The 25,076-nt window shown below is 71.0% G+C and carries 24 protein-coding genes and 2 pseudogenes; 10 read left to right on the top strand and 16 right to left on the bottom strand.

All coding sequences use genetic code 11. The features are described from left to right. Position 1: 1 nt before the first annotated feature. Positions 2-949 carry a LysR family transcriptional regulator gene (locus G3I19_RS13480; RefSeq protein ID WP_203599525.1) on the bottom strand — a complete coding sequence of 316 codons (948 nt, stop codon included), beginning with the start codon at positions 947-949 and terminating at the stop codon, positions 2-4. 459 nt (positions 950-1,408) lie between these two features. Between G3I19_RS13480 and sfnG the strand changes: the two genes are divergently transcribed. From sfnG to G3I19_RS13430, 9 genes are all read left to right on the top strand, one after another. Beyond that, complete coding sequence (gene sfnG / locus G3I19_RS13470; RefSeq protein WP_164263584.1) at positions 1,409-2,527, top strand: dimethylsulfone monooxygenase SfnG; 1,119 nt, start codon at positions 1,409-1,411, stop codon at positions 2,525-2,527. A gap of 34 nt (positions 2,528-2,561) precedes the next feature. Then, positions 2,562-3,116 carry an NADPH-dependent FMN reductase gene (ssuE, locus tag G3I19_RS13465; protein ID WP_164263582.1) on the top strand — a complete coding sequence of 185 codons (555 nt, stop codon included), beginning with the start codon at positions 2,562-2,564 and terminating at the stop codon, positions 3,114-3,116. Between the two features lie 3 nt (positions 3,117-3,119). Beyond that, positions 3,120-4,436, top strand: a complete 1,317-nt coding sequence (locus tag G3I19_RS13460) for an SfnB family sulfur acquisition oxidoreductase (RefSeq protein WP_164263579.1) — start codon at positions 3,120-3,122, stop codon at positions 4,434-4,436. Positions 4,437-4,493: 57 nt separating this feature from the next. After that, positions 4,494-5,636 carry an LLM class flavin-dependent oxidoreductase gene (locus G3I19_RS13455; protein WP_164263577.1) on the top strand — a complete coding sequence of 381 codons (1,143 nt, stop codon included), beginning with the start codon at positions 4,494-4,496 and terminating at the stop codon, positions 5,634-5,636. A gap of 389 nt (positions 5,637-6,025) precedes the next feature. Continuing rightward, complete coding sequence (locus G3I19_RS13450) at positions 6,026-6,673, top strand: LysE family translocator (RefSeq protein WP_343235090.1); 648 nt, start codon at positions 6,026-6,028, stop codon at positions 6,671-6,673. Between the two features lie 68 nt (positions 6,674-6,741). After that, positions 6,742-7,035 (top strand): acyl carrier protein, encoded by a 294-nt coding sequence (locus G3I19_RS13445; protein ID WP_164263573.1) that lies wholly within the window; start codon positions 6,742-6,744, stop codon positions 7,033-7,035. A gap of 18 nt (positions 7,036-7,053) precedes the next feature. After that, complete coding sequence (locus tag G3I19_RS13440; RefSeq protein WP_164263571.1) at positions 7,054-8,445, top strand: TrpB-like pyridoxal phosphate-dependent enzyme; 1,392 nt, start codon at positions 7,054-7,056, stop codon at positions 8,443-8,445. Positions 8,446-8,476: 31 nt separating this feature from the next. After that, entirely contained in the window at positions 8,477-10,438 is a 1,962-nt protein-coding gene (locus G3I19_RS13435; protein ID WP_164263569.1) for an FAD/NAD(P)-binding protein, read from the top strand. 30 nt (positions 10,439-10,468) lie between these two features. After that, positions 10,469-12,145, top strand: coding sequence for an AMP-binding protein (locus tag G3I19_RS13430; protein ID WP_164263568.1), 1,677 nt, complete (start codon positions 10,469-10,471; stop codon positions 12,143-12,145). A 55-nt stretch (positions 12,146-12,200) separates the two neighbouring features. Here the strand turns inward: G3I19_RS13430 and G3I19_RS13425 are convergent. The 14 genes and pseudogenes from G3I19_RS13425 to G3I19_RS13360 all read right to left on the bottom strand — a co-directional run bounded on the left by G3I19_RS13425 (position 12,201) and on the right by G3I19_RS13360 (position 23,393). After that, positions 12,201-12,567 (bottom strand): annotated as a pseudogene (locus G3I19_RS13425) (VOC family protein). A gap of 162 nt (positions 12,568-12,729) precedes the next feature. Further along, positions 12,730-13,428, bottom strand: a complete 699-nt coding sequence (locus tag G3I19_RS13420; RefSeq protein ID WP_164263566.1) for a hypothetical protein — start codon at positions 13,426-13,428, stop codon at positions 12,730-12,732. A 342-nt stretch (positions 13,429-13,770) separates the two neighbouring features. Then, the gene (locus G3I19_RS13415) at positions 13,771-14,571 is read right to left on the bottom strand and encodes an SAM-dependent methyltransferase (RefSeq protein WP_164263564.1); all 801 of its coding nucleotides are present in this window, start codon (positions 14,569-14,571) and stop codon (positions 13,771-13,773) included. A gap of 146 nt (positions 14,572-14,717) precedes the next feature. Continuing rightward, positions 14,718-15,422 carry a M24 family metallopeptidase gene (locus G3I19_RS13410; protein WP_239074263.1) on the bottom strand — a complete coding sequence of 235 codons (705 nt, stop codon included), beginning with the start codon at positions 15,420-15,422 and terminating at the stop codon, positions 14,718-14,720. A 37-nt stretch (positions 15,423-15,459) separates the two neighbouring features. Beyond that, complete coding sequence (locus tag G3I19_RS13405; protein ID WP_164263562.1) at positions 15,460-16,275, bottom strand: class I SAM-dependent methyltransferase; 816 nt, start codon at positions 16,273-16,275, stop codon at positions 15,460-15,462. A gap of 315 nt (positions 16,276-16,590) precedes the next feature. Next, complete coding sequence (locus G3I19_RS13400) at positions 16,591-17,187, bottom strand: ankyrin repeat domain-containing protein (protein WP_164263550.1); 597 nt, start codon at positions 17,185-17,187, stop codon at positions 16,591-16,593. Positions 17,188-17,210: 23 nt separating this feature from the next. Continuing rightward, a pseudogene (locus G3I19_RS37465) lies at positions 17,211-17,291 on the bottom strand (heme-binding protein); the annotation flags it as partial. Between the two features lie 113 nt (positions 17,292-17,404). Next, positions 17,405-18,283, bottom strand: a complete 879-nt coding sequence (locus tag G3I19_RS13390) for an urease accessory protein UreD (protein WP_239074265.1) — start codon at positions 18,281-18,283, stop codon at positions 17,405-17,407. 59 nt (positions 18,284-18,342) lie between these two features. After that, complete coding sequence (gene ureG / locus G3I19_RS13385) at positions 18,343-19,020, bottom strand: urease accessory protein UreG (protein WP_164263603.1); 678 nt, start codon at positions 19,018-19,020, stop codon at positions 18,343-18,345. 111 nt (positions 19,021-19,131) lie between these two features. Further along, a complete protein-coding gene (locus G3I19_RS13380; RefSeq protein ID WP_164263547.1) occupies positions 19,132-19,830 on the bottom strand; it encodes an urease accessory UreF family protein in 699 nt (232 codons plus the stop codon). Positions 19,831-19,923: 93 nt separating this feature from the next. Further along, the gene (ureC, locus tag G3I19_RS13375) at positions 19,924-21,648 is read right to left on the bottom strand and encodes an urease subunit alpha (RefSeq protein WP_164263545.1); all 1,725 of its coding nucleotides are present in this window, start codon (positions 21,646-21,648) and stop codon (positions 19,924-19,926) included. Further along, positions 21,648-22,097, bottom strand: coding sequence for an urease subunit beta (locus G3I19_RS13370; RefSeq protein WP_164263543.1), 450 nt, complete (start codon positions 22,095-22,097; stop codon positions 21,648-21,650). Before G3I19_RS13370 ends, ureC begins: the two co-directional genes overlap by 1 nt. A gap of 32 nt (positions 22,098-22,129) precedes the next feature. Next, positions 22,130-22,435 (bottom strand): urease subunit gamma, encoded by a 306-nt coding sequence (locus tag G3I19_RS13365; protein WP_164263540.1) that lies wholly within the window; start codon positions 22,433-22,435, stop codon positions 22,130-22,132. Between the two features lie 4 nt (positions 22,436-22,439). Then, positions 22,440-23,393 carry an urea transporter gene (locus G3I19_RS13360; RefSeq protein WP_164263538.1) on the bottom strand — a complete coding sequence of 318 codons (954 nt, stop codon included), beginning with the start codon at positions 23,391-23,393 and terminating at the stop codon, positions 22,440-22,442. 550 nt (positions 23,394-23,943) lie between these two features. On the opposite strand from G3I19_RS13360, the gene G3I19_RS13355 reads away from it, so the two are divergent. Beyond that, entirely contained in the window at positions 23,944-24,357 is a 414-nt protein-coding gene (locus G3I19_RS13355; RefSeq protein WP_164263536.1) for a hypothetical protein, read from the top strand. Between the two features lie 164 nt (positions 24,358-24,521). Here the strand turns inward: G3I19_RS13355 and G3I19_RS13350 are convergent, their stop codons facing one another. Then, positions 24,522-25,001: a hypothetical protein gene (locus G3I19_RS13350; protein WP_164263534.1), complete on the bottom strand. Its 480-nt coding sequence runs from the start codon at positions 24,999-25,001 to the stop codon at positions 24,522-24,524. Positions 25,002-25,076 lie beyond the last annotated feature (75 nt).

Genomic DNA, 25,076 nt, shown 5'->3' with positions numbered 1-25,076 from the left:
CTCAGATCCCTTGAACCGCCGCGGGGCCGGCACCGTCCAGGGACCGCAGCCGGTTCAGCTCCCCGGCTCTGTCCACGAACCCCTGGTGCAGATCCCGCGCCGCCTGGGGCACCGAGTCGCCCTTGCGGCGCTGCAGCATCAGCAGCACACGCGTCGAGTCGTCCGCGAGCGGCCGGTGGGTGATCCGGCCGAGCCGTTCCAGCGGGTCGCCGATCACGCTGAAATCCGGCAGCACCGTCACCCCGAGCCCTTCGGCCACCATCAGTTTCCCCATCTCGGCGCCGTCGGTCGAGTACGAGAACGCCGGTACGCGGCCCGCGAGGAGCCGGTGCACGAACCGGTGCATGACATAGCCGGAGCGCATCGCGACCAGTGGTTCGCCGAGCAGCTCGTCCGCAGTGACCGCCGGACGGGACGCGAGCGGGCTGTCGGGGTGCATGCACACCACCGGCCGGCCGCGCAGGAGCCGGGACGTCTCCAGGCCGGCGGGTACGTCGTCCCCGTCCAGGTGGTTGACGAGCCCCAGGTCGAAACCGCCCTCGGCCAGGGCCCGTTGGATCTCCGTCTGCTGCGCTCCGACGACCTCCACCTGGGTGACCGGGTGCGTCGCGCGGAAGTCCCTTACCACAGGCACGAGGAGCGGCACGGTCGCCGCGTTCACCGTGCCGACCCGCACCATCCGGCTGATCCGGTGCTGCTCGCCGGCCGCGGACCGCAGCCGGTCCAGTGCCTCCAGCACGCTCACGATGTGCGGCAGCAGCTCCCGGCCCTGGGCGCTCATCGTCGATCCGGACCGCTTGCGGTCCAGGAGGTCGACGCCCAGTTCCCTTTCCAGGTTTCTGACCGTCTCGCTCAGCGCGGGCTGCGACAGGCGCAGTTCTTCCGCTGCCCGGCGCAGCGAACCGAGCCGGGTCACCGCCGCGATGTATTCCAGTTGTTCGGTCCGCATCCCAGCAGAATGCGGGTGATTTTCCATGCCATTCAAGGGTTTCCCTGTCACAGGTTCGTGAAATTCAATGGTCAGCGCCGCGAAACCGGTCGGGTTCCCCTTGACGGTTCTCCCGGCCTGCTGCCAGCATCGAGTTCATGAACAAGCGACAGGGCCTCACGCGACGACGCTACGTCGACCTCGCTCGCGTCTCCAGCGCCTCCTGTCGTCCCTGCGGCCTGACTCGCTGATCCGCCCAGCGGCCTGATTTCGCTGGTCCGCCGCCTTTCCGCTCTTCAGCTTCTGCTTCTTCCGCGCCCGAGCCCGCGCTCGTACCGCACCCCCGTCCACGCCGCCCGTACCGGTCGGTCCGGCCGGGTCGCCGCGCGCTGTCGTCACACCGTCCGAATCCGGCTCCCGACCGAGCCTGCCGTATTCGGCGTGCCTGAAATTCCGAGCATTCCGCAACAGGAGTTCCGCATGCCCGCGCCCCTCACATTCGCCTACTGGGTTCCCAATGTCAGTGGTGGCCTGGTCACCAGCAAAATCGAGCAGCGCACCGACTGGGGATACGACTACAACCGTGAACTCGCCGTTCTCGCCGAGAACAACGGTTTCGACTACGCCCTCAGCCAGGTCCGGTACATGGCCAGTTACGGCGCCGAGTACCAGCACGAGTCGACCAGCTTCAGCCTCGCGCTGCTGCTGGCCACCGAACGCCTGAAGGTCATCGCCGCTGTGCACCCCGGTCTGTGGCACCCCGGTGTCCTCGCCAAGCTCGGTGCCACGGCGGACCATCTCTCCAAGGGCCGGTTCGCGGTCAATGTCGTCAGCGGCTGGTTCAAGGGCGAGTTCACGGCCCTGGGGGAGCCCTGGCTCGAACACGACGAGCGCTACCGCCGCTCGGAGGAGTTCATCCGCGCGCTCCGGCAGATCTGGACCGAGGACCATGCCGAACTCGCCGGTGACTTCTACCGGTTGCGTGACTTCTCCCTCAAGCCCAAGCCGCTCAACACGCCCGAGCGCCCCCATCCGGAGATCTTCCAGGGCGGCAACTCCACGGCCGCCCGTGCCATGGCGGGCCGGGTCTCCGACTGGTACTTCTCCAACGGCAAGGACTTCGCCGGAGTCACCGAGCAGATCGAGGACGTTCGCAGGTCGGCCGCCGAAGCGGGCCGAAAGGCCCCGAAGTTCGGGCTCAACGGTTTCCTCATCGCCCGAGACACCGAGACCGAGGCACGCGACACCCTGCGCCGGATCGTCGCGCAGGCCGACACCGAGGCCGTCGAGGGCTTCGGCGCGGCCGTCGGACAGGCGGGCCGGTCGGCCGCCGACGGCCGGGGCATGTGGCAGGACTCCTCCTTCGAGGACCTGGTGCAGTACAACGACAGCTTCCGTACCGGGCTCGTCGGTACGCCGGAGCAGATCGCCGAGCGGATGGTCGCGTACAAGAAGCTCGGCGTCGACCTCTTCCTCCTCGGCTTCCTGCACTACCACGAGGAAGTGGAGTACTTCGGGCGGCGTGTGCTGCCGCTCGTACGCGAACTGGAGGCCCAACTCCCGGACGGCACTGCGGAGTCCGCACCCCTGTCCGCTTGAGCACACCTCCCGGCTCCTCCCGAAAGGACCCCTGATGGCCACCGTCCTGTCCGTCTCCGGCAGCCCCTCCCCCACCTCCCGCACCAGCAGACTCCTGCGCCACCTCGGCGCCAGGCTCGCGGCCCAGGGCCACGAGGTGGTCCCGCTCGACGTCCGCACCATCCCCGCCGAGGCGCTGCTCGGTGCCGACTTCCGCCACCCCGCGATCGTCGAGGCCACCGAGCTGTTCGCCCGCGCCGACGGGATAGTCGTCGGGACCCCCGTCTACAAGGCCGCCTACTCCGGCGCCCTCAAGGCCCTCCTCGATCTGCTCCCGCAGTACGCCCTGGCCGGCAAGACCGTGCTCCCGCTCGCCACCGGCGGTACGGCCGCGCATGTGCTGGCCATCGACTACGCCCTGCGGCCCGTCCTCAGCTCCATGGGCGCCGGGCACATCGTCCAGGGCTGGTTCACCCTGGACAGGGACCTCACCACTCACGAGGACGGCTCCCTCACCGTCGCGCCGGGGGCGAGCGAGGCCCTGGCCCAGGTGCTCGACCAGTTCGCGGCGGCCCTCGGCCGTACGCCACTGCTGGCCGCGGCGGGCTGATCCATGACCGACCGCGCAAGGACCGCCCCCACCGGGATCACCCGCACCGGGACCGACCGCGACAGGACCGCCCCCACCGCCGCCGGCCCTGCCGTGCCCGATCCTGCCGTGCCCGATCCTGCCGTCGCCCCCGTTGCCCCCGCTCACGTCATAGCCGACGACGCGGAGGCCCGCGCGGTCGCCGCGTCGCTGGCCGACGAGTTCCGTACGGACGCCTCGGCCAGGGACGCCGAACGCCGTCTCCCGCGCGCGGAGCTGGACCGGCTCTCCGCGTCGGGCCTGCTCGCCGTCACCGTCCCGGCCGCGCACGGCGGAGCGGATGTCTCCACGGAGACCCTCGCCGAGATCTTCCGGCTGCTGGCCACCGCCGACGCCAGCCTCGCCCAGATCCCGCAGAGCCACTTCGTGTACGTCAACGTGATCCGCCGCCAAGGCACCGATGAGCAGCAGAAGTTCTTCTTCGGCGAGCTGCTGTCCGGAGCACGCTTCGGCAACGCCCAGTCGGAGGCCGGCACCCGGCACGTCCAGGACATCCGCACCCGCCTCGCACCACGGCCGGACGGCTCGTACACCCTGACCGGTGTCAAGCACTACTCCACCGGCGCCCTCTTCGCCCACTGGATCCCGGTCCTGGCCCGCGCCGAGGACGAGACGCTGCGGGTGGCCTATGTGCCCCGGGACGCGCCGGGGCTCACCGTCGTGGACGACTGGGACGGCCTGGGCCAGCGCACGACCGCCAGCGGTACGGTCCGGCTGGCGGGCGTACGGGTACCGGCCGACCGTGTCCTGCCCCACCACCTCACCTTCCAGGGGCCACAACTCCACGGGGCGGTGGCGCAGTTGCTGCACGCGGCGATCGACACCGGTATCGCCGGGGGCGCCCTGGCCGAGGCGGTCCGGTTCGTACGGACCACGAGCCGCCCCTGGTTCGAGAGCGGCACCGAGAGGGCGGCGGAGGATCCACTGCTGATCCAGCGCTTCGGTGAACTGGCCGTCCGGCTCAGGGCGTCGGAGGCGCTGCTGCGGGACGGCGCACGGGCCGTGGACGCGGCCCGCGCCGGCCTCACGGACGACACGGCGGCCGAGGCGTCGATCGCGGTGGCCGCGGCGAAGGTGCAGGCGGCGCAGACCGCGGTGGAGGTGTCCGGCGCCCTGTTCGAGGTGTCAGGGACCCGCTCGGCGCTCAACTCCCTGAATCTGCACCGGTACTGGCGTGACGCGCGCACCCACACGCTGCACGACCCGGTCCGCTGGAAGGTCCAGCACATCGGGCGGTACGTACTCGACGACATCCGGCCGCCCCGCCACGGCCTGCTCTGACAGCCCCCTCTCCCGCTGCCTGTCCGGCCCCCGGAACTCCCCGAACGGAGACACCACGTGCCCCTCACCTTCCACTGGTTCCTGCCCACCAACGGCGACAGCCGCCATGTCGTCGGCGGCGGCCACGGCACACCCGCCACCGCCAGCGGACGCGACCGCCCGCCGACGGTCGCCTATCTGAGCCAGATCGCCCGCGCCGCCGAGGATCTCGGCTTCGTGGGCGCGCTCACCCCCACCGGCGCCTGGTGCGAGGACGCGTGGCTGACCACGGCGATGGTGGCGCAGCACACCGAACGGCTGAAGTTCCTGGTCGCCTTCCGCCCCGGCTTCGTCTCCCCCACGCTCGCCGCGCAGATGGCCGCCACCTTCCAGCGGCAGACCGGAGGCCGGCTCCTGCTCAACGTGGTCACCGGCGGCGAGAGCCACGAGCAGCGCGCGTACGGCGACTTCCTCGACAAGGACGCCCGCTACCGCCGCACCGGAGAGTTCCTGGAGATCGTCCGGGGTCTGTGGACGGGCAAGTCGGTCGATCTGCGGGGCGAGTACCTCAGCGTCGAGGACGCGAAGCTGGCCAGGGCGCCGGACCCGGTCCCCGAGATCTACTTCGGCGGTTCATCGCCGATCGCGGGCGAGATCGCGGCCCGGCACACCGACGTCTATCTCACCTGGGGCGAACCTCCGGCGCAGGTCGCGGAGAAGATCGCCTGGATCCGGAAGCTCGCGGCGGAGCAGCGGCGTTCGGTGCGGTTCGGGATACGGCTGCATGTCATCACCCGGGACACCTCCGAGCAGGCGTGGGCGGAGGCCGACCGGCTGCTGGCGGGCTTCGACCAGCAGACGGTGGCGTCGGTGCAGGCGGGGCTCGCCCGCAGCGAGTCCGTGGGGCAGCAGCGGATGCTCGCGCTGCACGGCGGCGGCAGCCGGGGCGGTCTGGAGATCCACCCCAATCTGTGGGCCGGGATCGGCCTGGTGCGCGGGGGCGCGGGCACGGCGCTGGTCGGCAGTCACGCGGACGTCGCCGAGCGGATCAAGGAGTACGCGGCGCTGGGTATCGAGGAGTTCGTCTTCTCCGGGTACCCGCATCTGGAGGAGGCGTACTGGTTCGGGGAGGGGGTGCTGCCCCGGCTGGCCGCCGACGGCCTGTGGCAGCACCCGTCCGCGCGGGGCGCCGCTCCGGCCGCCCAGGTGCCGTTCGCCTGACCGGTCGCCGTACCGAGGGGGCCCCGCCGACCGGCCGGGCCCCCTCGGTGTGTCCGGCGCGTTCGGTGTGTCCGGTACTCAATGGGCGGGGATCCGCTCATGCCGTTCTCGGCAATCTGCTCATGGCTGAATGTGTACTGCCCCGAACGAGGCCGTGCGACGTGACGGGGGCACAGTCGCATTCCGGGGTGACTGAAATTGAATCTTACTGGGCTGTAACTTCTCGCCGTACACCGCACCCTCTTCAACAAACTGTTGCCTCAGCCATCCGAAGCCGCTAGCGTTCCACTCGAAGGCAATCAAGATCCGGCCGGGCGCCGGGTCTTGGAAGGGGCATTTCGATTGGATGCGCATGCGTTAGCGCCGCACCCCGGTCGAATGGCGATCGGATGTGCGGCGGCCCCATGGTGAGTGGGGTTTTCATCGCGACGATTTTCGCGATGGTGGCCGCTCCAGGACCGTCATTCATGGTGCTGGTGAATGAAACACTGCGTTTTGGGCGCGGGGCCGGGCTTGTGACCATACTCGGAAGCAGCACCGGACTGCTCATGTGGGCGGCAACCTCCGCTCTCGGCCTGGCCGCGCTGACACAGACCTCCCCACTGGTGTTCACCGTCTTCAAGCTGGCCGGCGCCGTCTACCTCTGCTACCTCGCGGTGACGACGGTGCGCAACCGGCGGAACTTCGGCCGCCAACAGGCGGCAGAACCCGAGGAGTCCAGCGCGGGCAGCCTGTGGCGGTCCTACCGGTCAGGGCTGGTCACCAGCGCCGCCAACCCCAAGATGGCCACCGTCTATCTGGCCCTGATCCCACAGTTCCTGCCGGCCGGAGGCGGCACGCCCGCCGACGTGATCACGCTCACCGGCGTGCAGATCATGATCAGCGCCGGCTGGTACGCGGTGGTGGTCACCCTGGTCGGCCTGGCGAGGAAGTTGCTGGCCCGGCCCGCGGTCGGGGTGGGACTGGCCTGGGTGAGCGGGGCCGTCCTGCTGCTGCTCGGACTGCGCACCGCGGTGATGACGGGCCCCATGGCCTAGACAGCGGGCCCCGTGGGCCGGCGGAACGGCCGGAAAGCGAAGAACAGTTCAGGGAAGAGGGGATCATTGTGACGTCTCCCGAAAGAATCGAAACTCCCGATACATCAGGCGCTCCCGAGAGGACCGGCGCGCAGGTACGCGGAATCATCGCGGCCGCACTCGGCCCTTCCGCGCCGCCCGATATCGGGCTCGACGACGAGTTGCACGCGCTCGGAATCGACTCGTTGACCATTCTTGAAATCGTTGTCCGAGTCGAGCAGGAATGCGGAATCAAGATCGGTGACAGCGAGATATTCGAGGCCCCACTGAAACGGGTCGGCGATCTCGTGAAGTTGGTCACGGCGCACGTGGAAAACTCCTAGAAACGAGGATCGGAACCCATGGTGAATTCGGCAGGAGCCTCGCTGACCGCTGAAGAAATCGTTCCCACGCACTGGTACAACGTGCTGTCCGACCTCACCGGCGTCGAGGACGCGGCGAAGCTGCGCCAGGCGAGGCCGGAGACCCGCGGGGACGGTGGCCCGGTCACCCCGCAGATCCCGCTGTCGATGTACCGGCAGAGCATGGGCCGGGAGCGCTTCGTGGAGATCCCGCAGCCGGTGCGCGACGAGTATCTGCGCTGGCGGCCGACCCCGCTCCACCGGGCCCGCCGGCTGGAGAAGCTGCTCGACACCCCGGCCCGGATCTACTACAAGTACGAGGGCACCAACACCACGGGCAGCCACAAGCTCAACACCGCGCTGGCCCAGGCGTATTACTACAAGCAGGCAGGCATCACCAGCCTGACCACCGGCACCGGCGCCGGCCAGTGGGGCTCGGCACTCGCCGTCGCCTGCCGTATCTTCGGCCTCAAGTGCACCGTCTACATGGTCCGGGTCAGCTACGACCAGAAGCCGTACCGCCGGATCATGATGGAGATGAACGGGGCCGAGGTCATCTCCAGCCCCAACAAGGACTCCGAGGCCGGCCGCGCGGCGCTGGCCCGCGACCCGGACACCGACGGCAGTCTGTCCATCGCCAACGCGGAGGCTTTCGAGCACGCCCGCCAGGTGGAGCGCTGCAACCTCTCGGTGGGCAGCGGCGAGAACCACGTACTGCTGCACCAGACCGTGATCGGGCAGGAAGCGGTACGCCAGTTCCGTGCCATCGGCGATTTCCCCGACGTGGTGATCGGCTCGGTCGGCGCCGGCAGCAACTTCTCCGGTATCTCACTGCCGTTCTTCCACGAGAAGGTGCGCGAGGGCCTGGACACCCGGTTCGTCGCGGTGGAGCCGGAAGCCTGCCCGAAGCTCACCAAGGGCCGTTACGCCTGGGACTACAACGACTACACCGGCATCACGCCGATGACCAAGATGTACACCCTGGGACACACCTTCGTCTCCCCCGGCATCCACGCCGGCGGCCTGCGCTACCACGGCGCCGCCCCCCTGGTGAGCGCGATGTACCACCAGAAGCTGATCGAGGCGGTGGCCTACCCGCAGCGCCCGGTGTTCGAGGCCGGCATCACCTTCGCCAACGAGGAGGGCATCATCCCGGCTCCCGAGTCGGCGCACGCCATCCGGGGCGCGATCGAAGAGGCGCTGCAGGCCAAGAAGGAGAAGAAGGAGCGGGTCATCCTGTTCAACCTCAGCGGCCACGGGCTGCTCGACCTGTCGGCCTACCAGCAGTTCCTCAGCGGGAACATGACCGACATGGCGGCATCGGACGAGTTGATCGCCGCCTCGCTCGGCCGGCTGCCGGCCATGACCGACCTGGGCGCCGCAGCGCGCTGAGGACGAACGTCCAGATGGGGGGTGGCAGGTCGTGCGACACGTTACCGACGAGGTGCTCAACGTCGCGATCGTGGGCACCGGCCCACGCGGGATCTCGGTGTTCGAGCGGATCGTGGCCAATCTGGCGGACCGGCCGGAGCCGCGGACCGTCAGGATCTGGCTGATCGACGCGGTACAACTGGGGGCCGGCCGTATCTGGCGCACCGACCAGGAGACCTGTTTCCTGATGAACACGGTGGTCGGTGAGATCAGTATGTTCTCCGGGGTCTCCGACGGCGGCCCGTGCCGGCCGGGCGCCGGCCTGTCCTTCCTGCACTGGTTACGCACCCAGCCGGATCCGGCGCTGTCGGGTCTCGGCCATGACGACTACGCACCCAGGTACGCCTACGGCCGCTACCTGCGGTATGTGTACGACGCGGTGGTGCGTGGCATGTCCGGGCTCGGCCAGGTCGTCGAAGTGGTCGGCAGGGTCACCTCGTTACGCGAGAACGGGAACAGTTACGAACTCCAGGTGTCCACTCCGGGCAGTAATCCGGGCAGTGATCCGGACACCGGTCCGGACAGCGTTCCGGACGGCCCGCAGACCCTGACCGTCGACGCGGTGGTGATCACCACCGGGCACGCCAGGGCCGAGCCCGCGGAACACCGCCCCGGGCTGGCGCGGTTCGCCCGGCGCAGGCCCGGACTCCGTTATCTCAGCGGGGACTCGGCGGCCGATCTGGACCTGGCCTCGGTCGCGCCGCGCTCCGCGGTCGGTGTCGTGGGGCTCGGCCTGTCCTTCTACGACATCCTGATGTCCTTCACCGTAGGCCGCGGCGGGAAGTTCAAGGAGACCGTCGACGGAACGATGTTCTACGTGCCCGGCGGCAAGGAGCCCCGGGTGGTGGCGGGCTCACGCAGTGGGCTGCCGATCCGCTCACGGGGCCGCAACCAGAAGGGCGTGACCGGCCGCTCGGCACCCCGATTCCTCACCTCGGCCGCCGTCGGCCGGCTGCGCGAGCGCAATACGGCCCACCGGGGCAGCCCGGCCCTGGACTTCGACCAGGACGTGCTCTCCCTGCTGCAGGCCGAGATCAACCACGTGTACTACACCACCCAGGCCAGGGCCCAGCACGGGCCTGAGCGTGCCGAGGCCGTCGCCGCCGAGCTGCACGCACTCGGCCCGGATCTGGCGAGCTGGCGCGAGGTGGCGCTGAGCCACGGGCTCAAGGACGTGGACCCGGTCGACCTGGACCGGCTGTCCAGACCGCTGCACCCCAAGCGGTTCGGCTCGGGTGACGCCCTCGTCGCCGAAGTACGGCGCATCCTGCTCGCCGACGTCACCGAGGCCGGGCAGGGCAACATCGACAGTCCGCTCAAGGCCGCGCTGGACGCGATCCGGGACTCCCGTGAGGTACTGCGGCACGCCGTCGACTTCGGCGGCCTGACCCCGGGGTCCCACCGGGCCGATTTCCTCGGCCGGTTCGTCTCACGGACCTCGCCGCTGTTCACCGGGCCACCGCTGGAACGCACCCTGCAGTTCCTGGCTCTGATCGACGCCGGGGTGCTCGAAGTGGTGGGGCCCGACGTGGTGCACGGCGGTGACACCGGGGCGGACCGGTTCTTCCTGGAGTCCCCGGCCGTCGAGGGTTCGCGCAGGCACTGCGACGTACTCATCGACTCACGTATCCCGGCCACGGGGCTGGTGCACAACACCGACCCGCTGATGCGGCAGCTCGCCGAGGAGGGCATGGCTGCCGGGTTCGTGCACGACGGCGCCGGAGAGGTCTTCGAGACCGGCGCCCTGCACATCACACCGGCCGAGCGCCGGGTGGTCACCGCCGAAGGCCGCCCGCACCGGGCCGTGTACGCGCTGGGCATCCCCACCGAAGGGGCGTGCTGGTTCACCCAGATCGGCAACGGCCGGCCGGGCGTGCCCACCTCGTTCTCCAGGGACGCCGACGTGATCGCGCTCAGCGTGCTGCGCCGGGCCAAGTCCGGCGCCTTCCAGTGATCGACGCCTTCCACCGATTGGGGATCAGCTGTGCCGGGGCAAGACGACGCGTACCGGGAGTTCCGGGCCGCACGGGACCTCCTGCTGCACCACGCCGACGACCAGGAGGCCGCGCGCAAGGCGTTCCGGTGGCCGCGGCCACGGTGGTTCAACTGGGCGGTCGACTGGTTCGACCGGATCGCCGATGGCAACGACCGGGTGGCCCTGCGCGTTGTCGGGCAGGGTGAGCTGACGTTCCAGGAGCTTTCCCGGCGTTCCGACCGGGTCGCCGACTGGCTGCTGGCGCAGGGCGTGCGCCGGGGCGATGTGGTGATGCTGCTGATGGACAACCGCATCGAGCTGTGGGAGCTGATGCTCGCACTGATCAAGATCCGGGCCGTGGTCGCGCCCGCCTTCCTCACCATCGCGCCGGAGGAACTGCGCACCAGGATCCGCAGGGCCGGGGCCCGGCATGTGATCGCCGACCACCGGATCGTGCCGGGGCTCGCGGTGGACGGGCTCCGCACGAAGATCGTCGTGGGCGGGGCGGGCGAGCACCGGGGCTGGGCCGACTTCGCCGCATCGGCCGGGCACGAGGGCCGCTTCGTACCTGAGGGCCCCACCGGCGCCGACGAGCCGCTGTTCTACTACTTCACCTCCGGCTCCACCTCGCGGCCGAAACTGGTCGTGCACACACACGTCAGTTACGCGATCGGGCATCTGGCGAGCATGTACTGGAACGGTCTGAAGCCGGGGGACGTACACCTCAATGTCTCCGCCCCGGCCTGGGCGAAGTACCCGTGGAGTTCGCTGTTCGGGCCCTGGAACGCCGAGGCCACCGTGGTGTCCATGGACAGCGCCGGGGCCACCCCGCAGCGGCTGCTCGAAGTACTGCGGACCGGTGAGGTCACCAGCTTCTGCGCGCCGCCCAGCATCTGGCGGGCGCTGATCAGGACCGGGCTGCCCGGCGGACTGCCCGGCCTGAGGCACGCGGTCAGCGTCGGTGAACCGCTCATGGGCGATGTGGTCCAACAGGTCCGCGCGCTGGCCGGGGTGACCGTCCGCAACGGGTTCGGGCAGTCCGAGGTCACCGCGATGGCCGGGGTCACCGCCTCGTCCCCGGCGGACCCGGTGTCCATGGGCCACCCGCTGCCGGGGTACGACCTGGTGGTGGTCAGGCCCGGCACCGACGAACCGGCGCGGGAAGGGGAGTTGTGTCTGAACCTGGCCAACAGGCCCGTGGGCATGATGCGCGGCTATCTGGACCCGGAGGACAACGCCGGAAGCCACACCAGGGGCGGGCTCTACCGGACCGGTGACCTGGCCCGCTGGGACGAGGACGGCTCCCTGGTCTGTCTCGGGCGGCGCAAGGACATGTTCGAGGGGCCGGGCGGAGTGCGCGTCGCGCCCCTCGAACTGGAGCATGTGCTGGTGCTGCACCCCGCCGTCGCCGAACTGTCCGTGGTGCCGGTGTCCGAGGGCCAGGAGCTGGTCCCCAAGGCGTACGTCGTGCTCTCCGCCGGGTGGAACGCCAGCCGGGCCACCGCCGAGGTACTTTTCGCGCATCTGCGGGAACGCCTTCCGGCGCCCCGGCTCGTGCGGTTCCTGGAGTTCGTGGACGACCTGCCGCGTACCGAATCGGGGAAGGTCCGGCGCGAGGCGGTCCGGCTGCTGCGGCGGTCCCGCCAGGCCGAGTTCGCCGCCGGGCTGCCCGCCGCCCAGGCATAGGGGCCCGGGCGCGGGGGCTCAGATGCCTGGGGGCGGGGGCTCAGATGCCTGGGGCTCAGGCGCCCGGCGTTGTGGCCGCGCGGGAGACCACGAGCGCGAACGAGTGGCCGGCGGGGTCGGCGTACAGCCTGACATCGCGCCGGCCGCCGTTGTTCTTGGTGTCGAGGGGCCGCGCACCGAGGCCGATCGCCTCACGTTCCGCCTCGTCCATGTCGGCCTGGGACACCAGGATGCGAAGGTGCGCCTGCGAGGCGTCGTCGGGCCGGGGCCAGCTCGGCGGGGCGTAGCCGTGGTCCTTGCGGACCGCCAGGTGGACGCCGTGGTTGCCGATGACCTCCATGACGTCGGGGTCGGTCCCCATCCGCGAGTTCTGCCTGCTCGGAACAGTCCAGTACGAGCACCGTCGTTTTCGGAACCGCCATGGTCCTCCTGCTTTCGCTCTCCGGCCCGGCCCTGGTCGCTGGATCCGCCGGATCCTCCCGGGCTTGCTGGGGAGGTGCCTACCCCGCCCGGGAGAGCGCACGCCCGCGCCCCCGGCCGGAGGGGCTTGAGTTCTGTGGCCGGGGGCGCTTCGGCGGGACCGGTCAGTGCTGGGCCCGCCTGCGGACCAGTACCACCCCGGCGATCACCAGCAGCAGCGCGCCGCCCGCCGCGTACCAGAGGCCCGAGGGGGTGCCCGTGGCGACGGCTGCGTCGCGCGGACCGGGGCCGGGCCCTGCCTGAACGGGACCGGCCGCGGGGGCGGGGGCGGTGGCGGTGGCCGGGGTGAGGGGGCCGGTCACCGGGACGGGGTGGCCGGTCACCGGGACGGGGTGGCCGGTGGCCGGGACGGGGTGGCCGGTCACCGGGGCTGCGTGGCCGGTGGCCGGGACGGGGTGGCCGGTCACCGGGACGGGGTTCCACGGCAGGTACGAGCACCGTTCGCCCGAGATATGGAGGTATGCGGGGGCGCGCCAGGTGGCCGCGTCATTGATGACGGCCGCCGCTCCCCCATCGGTCAGCGGCGGCCTGCTGCCGGAGTGGCCTTCGAGCGGGGTGTACGAGCGCGAGGCGGGGATGAGGCCGCGCGGACCGGGCACCGGCCGCCCCTCGCCCCCGGTTCCGATGAGCAGCGCGGTCGGATGGTAGTCCACGGGCGCGCCGAACACGCTGGGTGTGTGCAGTGCGACGTGGTAGCCACGCCCGGTGGGGGCTCCACCGGCCAGGGCCCTGTCGCGCTCGGTGGGGGCAGCGCTCGGGCACATGGCGCAGGCGGTCACGGAGAGAAGGCTGGTGCGACTCATGCCCGGCACGTTAAGCACACGAATTACGGCTCACCGGGGTGTCGGGCACCGTCGGACCCGAACGCCCTCCGCACGGGTGCGCCCGGTCCGCCGGATGGCCGCTGCCCGCCCCGCCCGCCCGGTCAGCTGACGCCGCGGATGCGCCGGACCGCGGGGACACCGCGCCAGGTCTGGAGACACATCAGGGTTTTTCCCGGCAAGGGCTTCCGCCTGGACACCGGGCGTTCCGCAGCCTGTCGGGAGTGCGCGTAGGTACGGCACGCGGCCGGGGTGCAGTCCGACTGCGAGTGGCTACCGTTGCACCGCCGTGTCCACGCAGGAAGGACCGGCCGCAGGTCCGGGTCAGACGGTCTTGCGGGCCACCCCTCCGTAGAAGCCGATCTCGTCCGCCCCGGCGGGCGGCGGGGCGTCCGGGCGCCAGAAAGGCACCTGGGCCAGGCCCGGTTCGACGAGTTCGAAGCCGTCGAAGAACCGCTCCACCTCGGCGCGCGGGCGCAGGTTCAGGGTGGCCGTGGCGTTCGTGTAGACGGCCTGGGCGCCGCGGCGGTCGGCGAAGTCGCCGGTGGCGTGCGAGAGGACCAGGAAGCTGCCGGCCGGCAGCGCGTCGCGCAGGGTGGCGACGACCCGCGCCGGCTGCTCGGCGTCGGTGAGGAAGTGGAGGACGGCGATGAGAAGCACGGCGACCGGCTCGTCGAAGTCGATGACCCGGCGGACCTCGGGGTGGTCCAGGATGGCCCGCGGGTCCCGCAGGTCGCCGAGCACGACGCTGGTCGCCCCGGAGCGGCTGAGCAGGGCGTCGGCGTGGGCGTTCACGATCGGGTCGTTGTCGACGTACGCGATCCGCACGTCGGATGCCACTTCCTGGGCGGTCTCGTGCACGTTCGGGGAGGTGGGCAGTCCGGTGCCGACATCGAGGATCTGCCGGACACCGCTGCCGACCACATGCCGGACGGCGCGCCGCAGGAAGGCCCGGTTGGCCCGTACGCCGATCCGTACCTCGGGCGCCGCGGCGGCGAGTTCCTCGGCGGCCTGCTGGTCGACCCGGTAGTTGTCCTTGCCGCCCAGCAGGTAGTCGTAGATCCGCGCCGGGTGCGGTCTGCTGGTGTCGATCCTCTCGGCACTGAAGCCGCCGTCCTGTCCCACACTGCGCCCCTCTCGACGACCGCCCCGGCTCCCCACCGGCGGACGGTGCCGACAGCTTCGCACACCAACTCGGCCGGGCAGGACGCCAGTTCCGGGCGCGTGCCTGCCGACCCGCCTCCGTCCCCGCCGCCGCCCCTGCCGGACGGTCAGGCGAGGTCGAGGAGCTGCTCGTAGAAACCGCCGAAGCGGCGCTCCTCGTCGACCAGATGGACCTCCAGGATCCAGTGGCAGCGCCAGCCGGCCCGGTCCGTACGGCGGAGCGGGGTGTCGTTGTCCGGCGTGATGTACGACTCCGTCCGGGCCCCGTCGATCGTCTCGTGCGGGAACTCGCCGACCAGATGGCCCGCGTGCCAGCCGCCCAGCGTCCAGCCGGCGTCGGCGGCCAGCCGCTCGACCTCGGCGTACAGCCGCTTGCCCGTGATGTCAGGGGCCGCCCTGAACGCCTCACGCCCGGCCGCGAAGACCGTCGCCAGGTCGTCGCGCAGCCGCTTCTTGTGGGGGTCACCGCCGAGGACGAAGGTACGCCCGAAGTCCGCCTCGTACTCCTCGAAGATCGGGCCGAAGTCGACGAACGCGATGTCGTCCTCCCCGATCACCCGGTCCGGCGGATTCTCCCGGTACGGGAACATCGTGTGCGGGCCGGAGCGGACGATCCGCTTGTGCCAGTGCTTCGTCGTCCCGAACATGTCGTTCGCGAGGTCGCGGATCCGGTCGCTGACCTCCTTCTCTCCGGCGCCCGGCGCCACCAGGCCGCGCCCCTCGACCTCCGCGAAGAGGGCCACGGCCTTGCGCTGCGCCTCCTCCAGGCCGAGCGCCCGCAGTTGCTCATCCATCCGGTCAGGTACCGCCATGGTGCTGTTCCTCTGTTTCCTGGGCCCGGGCCTGTGCCTATGCCTGTCCCTGCGCCTGTCCCTGTTCCAGTGCCTCATGCGGTGTCGCGCGCACGATGACGAGCGAACCCTCGTAGTACGGCCGGCTGCGCAGATGGCCGAAGCGCGCGTCCCACGCCCCGGAGTCCAGATCCGCGCGCAGCCGCTCGGTGAACCGCTCGCGCACCCCGTCGTCCACGAAGCTCCAGGCCGAGCACGCCTGCCGCGCGGCCGGGTCGAGGAGCATCTCGGGGCGCCCGTAGTACGCCTCGTTGAAACCGTCCGTGCAGTCCAGCGGGATCGGCACGGCCCGCACGCTGGCGGTGCCGCCGAGCGCCTCGGCCATGGTGCCGATCGCAGGGTAGCGCCGGGCCTCGGTGTCGAGGACCTCGGGCGCGTACTCGTACAGCCAGAAATCCCTGACCAGCGCCGGATCGCAGGTCAGCACGGCCACCGGGCCCCGGGTCACCCGGCGCATCTCGCGCAGGCCCACGTCGACGTCGGACCACTGGTGCACGCTGAAGAGGGTCATCGCGCCGTCGAACTCCCCGTCCGCGAACGGCAGGTTCTCCGCGACCGCGTCCACCGCCCTGGGCAGGCCCGTCGAGCGCTGGGCCCGCATGGTCTCCGACGGCTCGACCGCCGTGACGGCCGGCGCGGCTGACTCGTACGAACCTGCCCCCGCGCCCACGTTGACGACCTTCCTGGCATCACCGAGGGCGTCCGCGATGACCTGGGCGATCCGGGGATCGGGCCGCCGGTAGTTCACATAGCCGGTACCGATGCCGCCGTAGTCGACATCACCGGCGCTGCCATCAGAGCTGCGGACATCCATGAAGATCCAAACCTCGCCTTGTGAGCAGGGAATCAGAGACGGAGGGAGAGCCCGGCCACCCGGCGGACCCCCGGGGCCCGTGCGACGGCTCCCGCACCCCGGAACCCTCCGCGACACCAGCCACCGCCTTCGCCTCCGCACCTACCGGGAATCCGTCACCCCCATACTGCATCTGCCCTACCCTTGGCGTAAATCAGCTGGCTAATGCTCGTTACATCACCCAAATTCCTCGCAGATGTGGACCTGTGGACACCTCCAGGACAGCTGAGCTGCCGGGCCCGGCAGCTCAGCTGTTCCGGTGCTGCGGCGTCCGCCTCACCCGGCGTCCCTCAGCGCGTCGGCGATCCGGGTGAAACCGCGCTGCTCCGCATGGCGCAGGGCCGTCACCCCGTCGCCGTCCGGCAGGCCGGGCGCGGCACCTGCCGCGAGCAGGAGCCCGACGATCTCCTGGTGCGCCGGGCCTCCGTCGCCGAGGATCACCGCCTCCAACAGGGCTGTCCAGCCGAGCTGGTTGACGTGGTCCACGTCGATGTCGGTCTCCCGCAGCAGGGCGCGTACGTAGTCGACATGACCGCGCTCGGACGCCGGGATCAGCGCGATCCCGCCGAACCGGTTGCGCTGCTTCAGATCCGGTCCGGCCGGCAGCAGTACGCGCATCATCGCCACGCTTCCGGTGACACCGGTGGCCAGCCAGGGGCTGTCGTCCCGGTCGTCCTGGGCGTCGGGGTCGGCGCCGTCGGCGACCAGGAGGCGGGCGGCCTCGACATGGTCGCCGATGGCGGCGAGCAGGAGAGCGGTGCGGCCGTGCGCGTCGCGGGCCTCCAGATCGGCGCCGGCCGCCAGGGCAGCCCGTACCGCTGCCGTGTCTCCACGGCCGGCCGCCTCCAGGACGGCGCTGTCCTGCTCGTTCACTGTGTTCCTCCTCGGCTGGGTGCAGTCCCGTGGATGTCCTTCAGCTGAGGAGTCTGGCCCAGGCGCTCGACCAGCCCGGAAGTGGGGGCGTTCCAGGAGACCGCACCGAGCGTGGTGCCGCCGCCGCGGTGGCCTCGTCCCCCAGAGCCCGGAGCTGCGCCCCGTCCGCCAGGCACTGTCCGCCGACGCGCCGACGCGACGCCGCGCCGCCGCGCCGTCAGGTCTTGCGCAGGTCCGGGGCCGGCACCCCGATCAGCAGTCGGCGTACGGCGTCCCACGCGGCCCGCAGCGCGCGGGTGACGGCCGGGGAGTCACTGCCCATGACGCGCGCCCACGCCCCCGCGTCGTCGGGCAGCACGCTCACCCCGAAGACCAGACCGGTGCCGTGCAGCGCGTCGTGGAGGGTGTCGGCGACCAGCGCGGCAGGGGCCAGCGGAGTCAGTACGTACAGCGAGGCCATCAGGTCGTGACCCGCGAAGACCGCGGGCCCGGTCACCCCGCCAGGGCCGTGGGGTTCGAGGCGTACGGTGTCGGCCGCGAGGAGCGAGCCGTCCGGGCGCTGCACCTCCAGGTCGCTGAAGAGCATCCGGTAGGCGTGCCGTTCGTCCCGGGCCAGCCGCCCGGCCGCGATCGTCTCGCCGAGGAGCACGGTCGCCGACGGGTCGGCCGTCACCAGGGTGTGCTGGTAGAAGCGCGCGTCGCGGTACGGGATCAGCGGGTCGGGCAGGTACTCGACATAACTGTCCTCCCCCGCCGTCAGGTTGACCAGCTGCGTCGCGTGGTCGAACTCCATGCGGTGCACCTTGGTGGCGGCCTGGGTCGTCAGGTGCACGGCGGTGCCGGGCCCGCACTCGATGTCGATCCGGTTCCGGTCGGCCTGCAGGATGCCGCCACCGGTCGACATCAGATAGGTCACCGGCAGATCCGGCCGGTGCGGGTCGATGTACAGCGGCCGCATGATCTGCAGCGGTGACTTCTGGTAGCGGTCGACGAGTTCGGTGCGGTCGCCGACGCGCGCGTAGCGCAGTTCGAGCAGGCCGACCTTGCCGGGGCGCCCGGCGGCCAGGGTGTCCGCCGGACCGGCCAGGCCGAGCAGCCTGGCCGGGGTCCGCCGGGGTTCGTAGTGCGCGGGGTCCAGCCGCGCGGGCGCCGTGGTCACGCGGGAGCCGCCGCCTGGGCGGCTTCGTGGGCCAGGATGAAGTCGGCGATGGCGTCGAGGCCGTCCCCGGTGAGGGAGTTGGTCAGCACCACGGGCCGCCCCTCCCGGACCTTGCGGGCGTCCGACTCCATGACGTCCAGATCGCACCGCACGTACTGGGCGATGTCGACCTTGTTGATGACGAGCAGTTCGGACTCGGTGATGCCGGGGCCCCGCTTGCGCGGCATCTTGTCGCCCTCTGCGGTGTCCAGGACGAACAGGAAGAGGTCGACCAGCGCGGGGCTGAAGGTGAGCGTCAGGTTGTCGCCGCCGCTCTCGAAGAGCAGGGTGTCCACGTCGGGATGGCGCTCCAGGAGCTCGTCGGCCGCCGCCTGGTTCATCGTCGGGTCGTCCCTGACCGCGGTGTGCGGGCAGGCCCCGGTCTCGACACCGACGATCCGGTCCGCGTCGAGGATCCCGTCGAGGGTGCGCCGGACGTGGGCGGCGTCCTCGGTGGTGAAGATGTCGTTGGTGATGACGGCGGGGGTGCGGCCGCGTGCGAACAGGACGGGGACGAGCGCCTCGATCAGAGCCGTCTTCCCCGAGCCGACCGGGCCCGCGATCCCGACGCGCAGGACGCCGTCCTTGGGGCGCCGCAGGAGTTCGTCGTCGTGGTGGTGGTGCCGGGCCTGCATGGGGTCGTGCATGGTGATCCTTCTCTGATGTGGTGACTTCGCGGGGGTGGCCCGCGAGGCCGGGCCGGCCGTACGGGATGTACGGCGGGCACCGCCAGGGCCGCACTCCGCCTAACTGGCGAACAGCCGCGCCTCGGCCCGCTCATGGCGGCCGGCCATGATGTCCGCCACCGGGACGAAGCCGCCGATGTCGGCGAGCTCCCGTTCCAGGGCGGCTTCGGTGGTCTCCTCGATCACCGGCGCCGCCCGGTGCAGGACGACCTGCGCCTGGCGGTGGTCGGTCAGCCGCAGCCGCAGCGCGGCCCCCACGAAACTGGCCGCGAAGGCGAACAGTTCGCAGGTGACCGCCTGCCGTACGGACACCCCGTTGCCCGCGTGGACCACGGCGGCGACGACCGGCTGGCAGCCGCGTACGGCGCCCTCCCGGTAGAGGGTGCGGTACTGCTCGGTCTCCGGAGTCCCGTACACCTCCGCCGCCAGGTCGAGCAGCTGGCGCCCGGTGCGGACACTGGCCTGCCGGGCCTCACGGCCCAGTTTGGTGGCGTGCAGCCGCTGTTCCACGGCCGTCAGTTCCGCCCAGTCGCCCGCGGTGACCGCCCGGTGGGCGAGCGCGAGCGCGGTGGCGTCGGACGGTCCCGCGCTGTGCCGCAGCAGGTCGTGGAGGAGGCCGGGCAGGCCGCGCGGGGTCACCGCGCGGGCCTGCTGGAAGCCCTCGAGACCGTGCGACAGGGTGTAGTAGCCGCTGGGGAAGGCCGAGTCGGTGAGCTGGAGCCCGGTGAGCAGCGCCGCTGTGGGCATCGGGTCGTTCATGCCGGGGCTCCGTTCGTGCGAGGGGTGTGACGCGGTGATCCGGCCGTCGGTGACCGCCGGGGCGGTCGGGCTGTGGCCGTCGGGCGATGTGGGTCAGACGATGTAGAAGAGGTGGTTGAGCGGGAGCCGCTCCGCGGGTTCGATCGTCGCGGGTTCGCCGTCGACGGTGACCTTGTACGTCTCCGGGTCCACCTCGATGCGCGGCAGAGCGTCGTTGCGCACCATGTGCTCCTTGCCGATGGTGCGGCAGCGCCGTACGGGCTCGGCCCGCCGCTGCAGGCCCAGTTCGCCGGGGACACCGGCGGCGATGGAAGCCTGCGACATGAAGGTGACCGAGGTCTGCTGCCTGGCGCGGCCGTACGAGCCGAACATCGGGCGGTAGTAGACGGGCTGCGGGGTCGGCAGGGACGCGTTGGGGTCGCCCATCAGCGCCCAGTTGACCATGCCGCCCTTGATGACCAGCTTGGGCTTGGCGCCGAAGGAGTGCATCGGCCAGAGCACGATGTCGGCGAGCTTGCCCGGCTCCAGGGAGCCGATCACATCGGCCGCGCCGACCGCGATGGCCGGGTTGATGGTCAGCTTGGCCAGGTACCGCAGCACGCGCTGGTTGTCGTTGCGGGAGCTGTCCTCGGCCAGCGGGCCGCGCAGCTCCTTGCAGTGGTGCGCGGTCTGGAAGGCCCGGACGAAGGACTCGCCGACCCGGCCCATGGCCTGGGAGTCGGAGGAGAAGATGCTGATCACGCCGAGGTCGTGCAGCACGGTCTCGGCCGCGATGGTCTCGGCGCGCACCCGGCTGTCGGCGAAGGAGACGTCCTCGGGGATGTCACGGGAGAGGTGGTGACAGACCATCACCATGTCGAGCAGCTCGTCCACCGCGTTGACGGTGTACGGCAGGGTCGGGTTGGTCGACGCGGGCAGTACGTTCGCCTCGCCCGAGACCCGGATGATGTCCGGGGCGTGGCCGCCGCCCGCACCCTCGGTGTGGAAGGTGTGGATGGTCCGGCCGTTGATCGCGGAGAGGGTGTCCTCGAAGAAGCCGCCCTCGTTGAGGGTGTCGGTGTGGATGGCCATCTGCACGTCGTGCTCGTCGGCGACGCTGAGCGCGGTGTCGATGGTGGCCGGGGTCGCGCCCCAGTCCTCGTGGACCTTCAGTCCGGCCGCGCCCGCCTCGATCTGCTCGCGGAGTGCCTCGGGCCGGCTGCCGTTGCCCTTGCCGAGCAGGCCCACGTTGACCGGCATGTCCTCCACGGCCTCCAGCATCCGGTGGATGTTCCACGGGCCGGGGGTGCAGGTCGTGCCGTTGGTGCCGTCGGTCGGGCCTGTGCCGCCGCCGAAGAAGGTGGTGATGCCGTTGGACAGGCCCTCCTGGGCCTGCTGCGGGGCGATGAAGTGGATGTGCGTGTCCACGCCGCCCGCGGTGGCGATCAGGTGCTCGCCGGAGATGACCTCGGTGCCGGGGCCGATGACGAGCTTGGGGTCCACGCCGTTCTGGAGCTGCGGGTTGCCGGCCTTGCCGACGCCGACGATCAGACCGCCGCGGACACCGATGTCGCCCTTGACGACGCCGAGGACCGGGTCCATGACCACGACGTTGGTGATGACCAGGTCAAGGGCGCCCTCGCGGTTGAGCGCCGACGGGTCCTGGGCCATGCCGTCACGGATGGCCTTGCCGCCGCCGTAGACGGCCTCTTCGCCGTAGGAACCGGCGTTGTGGTCGTACTCGACCTCGACCACCAGATTGGTGTCGGCGAGGTGGAAGCGGTCGCCCACGGTGGGGCCGAACAGGTCGGTGTACTGCTTGCGCGGAATGATCGCCATCAGTGCTGAGTCCCCTCGGTGCCCGGGGTGCTGTCGGCGCCGGGCGTGTTCCCTGTGCTGTCCGTGCCGGCAGCGCTGCCGGCCTGTGTGAATCCCAGCTCCGCGGCGCGGCGCAGTGCGTTGCGCTTGGTGTCGGGTGCCGACAGGCCGCCGTTGACGAGCCCGGCGAATCCCACGAGCCGCCCGGTGCCGGCGAAGGCGCACAGGTCGACCTCGCGGGTGTCGCCGGGCTCGAAGCGCACGGCGGTGCCGGAGGGGATGTCGAGACGCATACCGAAGGCGGCTTCACGGTCGAAGCGCAGCGCGCGGTTGATCTCGAAGAAGTGGTAGTGCGACCCGATCTGGACGGCGCGGTCGCCGGTGTTGGCGACCGTGAGCCTGACCGTGGCCCGGTTGGCGTTGATCTCCACGGGGTCATCTCCGTAGAGGTAGTGGGCTCCGCCCGACATCTCTGTCTCCTCGGTGGTTCAGACTGCAGGCTTCAGGCGCTGATCGGGTCGTGACAGGTGACCAGCTTCGTCCCGTCGACGAACGCCGTCTCGACCTGGAGGACGGTGAGCATCTCCCGTACTCCGGGCATCACGTCGTCCTGGGCGACGACCTTGCGGCCCAGCTCCATGCACTCGGCGACGGTGTGTCCGTCACGGGCCGCCTCCATGACGGCCTCGGTGATCAGCGCGGCGGCCTCGCTGTAGTTGAGCTTGGTTCCCCTGGCCCTGCGGCGGCGGGCCAGGTCGGCCACCACATAGACGTGGAGCTTGTCGATTTCGCGTGGTGCGAGATTCATGGCGTCACTCTGCTTTCTCGAACGAGATGCCGGGCCGGCCCAGCGCTGGACCCGCCGCGAGGAAGAGCCAGGTCGTCACTACGAACGGCCAGGTGAAGGGGGATCCGCCGGACGGCCGGGTGAACGCCTCCCAGGCGGCGGTGAACGGGACCGAGGCGACCACGGCGAGCGCGGCGTATCCGGCGGTCCACGGGGTGAGGGTCAGGAAGGTGGCGGCGAGCGCGATGGCGCAGAGCACCCCGTTGTAGCCGTAGAGGCCCTGGGTGATCCGGTCGGCCGGCAGCCCGGCGGCGCAGGCGGTCAGCAGTGCCAGGGCGCTGGCACCGGCCGCGGCGACGGCGGCGGCACGCGAGGTGAGGAGGATCCCGACGAGCAGGATGAGGCCCGCGTACCACTTGTCGAGGAAGAAGACCTGCCCGATGCCGTCGCAGAACGCCCGGCCGGCCTCCGCCGCCGTCAGTGAGGTGAAGCCGCCGACCCGCGCGGTGGCCCCCGTCACGGCCGGGGCCGTCGGCAGCGCGATCACCAGCACCCCGGCGACCAGGCAGTACGGGGCTGTCAGCACCGGCAGCCCGATGCGCCCGAAGAGGCGGCCGCCCGCCGCGCTCAGCACCGCGCAGACCGCCGCGCCGAGGACTGTGAGCAGGACGGTGCGTCCCGACGGGCCGAACGAGACGAGGAGGGCGATACCGGTGAGGCAACCGCAGTAGCCGTCAAGCCCCTTGACCAGGTTCCCGCGGTCGGCGCCCAGCAGCGCGGCGGTCGCGGTGGACACGCCCGCGCCGAGCAGCCCGTACACGCCGGTGCGCCAGCCCTCCGCGAACAGCGCGACGGTGAACAGCAGTCCCGTCCACGCGTTCGCGCTGAGTGTGACCTGGGCGATGCCCCGCAGCTCCACCTGCCCGAGCTGGAGCGGTGACCGGCTCTTTGCCTGCACCGTCTGTTCCGCCGCAGACATGTCTACTCCCTTGAGGACATGGCGAATTGGCCAGAAACCCCCACATCAGGGGGGATTGGCGCTAGATCAACTTTCTGTTGAAAACCGTACGCCCGGCACAAGCGGAACAAGGTCACGAACATCGGCCACCGAGCGTGTCCGGAGCGGTACGGTACGGCATAACCGCTGTTGGGATGTGGCGCTCCACCGGCCCACCGCGGCCTGCCCCCCGTCGGCCCGGCCGTAAGTCTTGGTAAGAGGTTGAACTTTTTTTGAACGCTTCATACCTGTCATTTGACCGAACTGGGCATGGGCTGCCGCGCGCCCCGTCGACCAGGCGTTTCCGCCCGGGAAAAGCACCGGGTTGCGGGGCCGCCGGGCCGCGCCCATCCTGGAACGGCTTCGGCAGGCTCTGTTCCCGGTGCCCCCACCGCTCCGGCAGAGCGACACCCCCAACGGCGCGACCGATTCCGACGCCCCCGTCGCCGCACCGGCAGTGTGAGGACCTCCGCAGCCCGCCCGAGGGCGGCTCGCCCCGACACCGCCTCCGACGAGCCGAAGGAGCCCCGCCATGCACTCCGCCCTGATGCGTACCGCGCTCGCCGCGGCGGCCCTGTGCGCCACCCTCACCGCAGCTGCGGTCACCCCCGGCAATGTGCTTCATCCGGCGAGCGCGAAGCCGTCGCAGACCAGGACGCAAACACACCGGACAGAGACACCGGAGCAGCGCACGCCCGGGACAACGGGACACCCTGCGGAGGCGCCCGGGGCGCAGACGCAGCAGACCCAGCGGACGGAGGGCGACACCAATCCGCCTCCGTACGACCGGCGTGCCTTCACCGAGCAGACCGTGCGGCTCACCTGGAAGGGCACCACGGCGGCCGGCCGCGCCCGGATGTGCGCGCATCCGGACAGCTTCAACAGCCCCGCACTCGACGCGCGCTACGCGGCACGGCTGATCAGGGCGGAGTGCGGGGCCCACTGAGGCCGGTCCCGGCGTCCGTCACACCGCCGGGGCTTCCTTGTCTGGGGTTCCGCACTTCCGGGACTTCCTTGTCCGGGGCTTCCGGTGGCTCGCCGCTTCTGGTGGCTCGCCGCTTCCGGGGCCTTTCCGGGCTTCCGCTTCCGGGCCCGCCGTACCGGCCGGGATCAGCCGTGCGTGCCGCGCCGGCGCAGGTGGAGGACCCCACCGAGGGCCGCCGCGATGAGGACACCGCCCGCGACCAGCTCGGTCGTGTCCAGGTCGGTGAGCGAACCGCTGAGGACCGCCCTGATGCGTTTGTCCGGGGTGCCGGAGAGCGACAGCGGCGCGCTGCCCTTCCGCCCGGCGCACGCGAAAGTCACCTCGTACCGCTTCCCGGCTTTCGCATCCGGGTCGACCACGACTGTCGCGGGGTGCCCGTGGTGCAGCGTGACCGGGCCGAATACGCCGGACGAGACACTGACGCCGGGCGCCCGGCAGCCACTGGCAGCAAGGGTGACCGTCTCACCGGGAGCGACCGACCGGGGTGACACGGTGAACCCGAACGACGCGGGCCCGCCTGCGCCGTCCGCCGTCGCGGCCGGGGCGGCCAGGGACAGCACGGCGGCGCTCAGCAGGGCGGCAGACCCGACACTCGTCAAGCGCATGGGGGGTACCTCCGGGCACACGATGCGGGTAACGGACCGCGGCAGCAGGCCGGCGCGGGGGCACTGCGGCAACCG

Source organism: Streptomyces sp. SID10853 (assembly GCF_010548145.1).
Taxonomy (GTDB): Bacteria; Actinomycetota; Actinomycetes; order Streptomycetales; family Streptomycetaceae; genus Streptomyces.
Note: the sequence above shows the minus strand (reverse complement) of the source record. Positions and strands in the feature narration are given on the sequence as shown.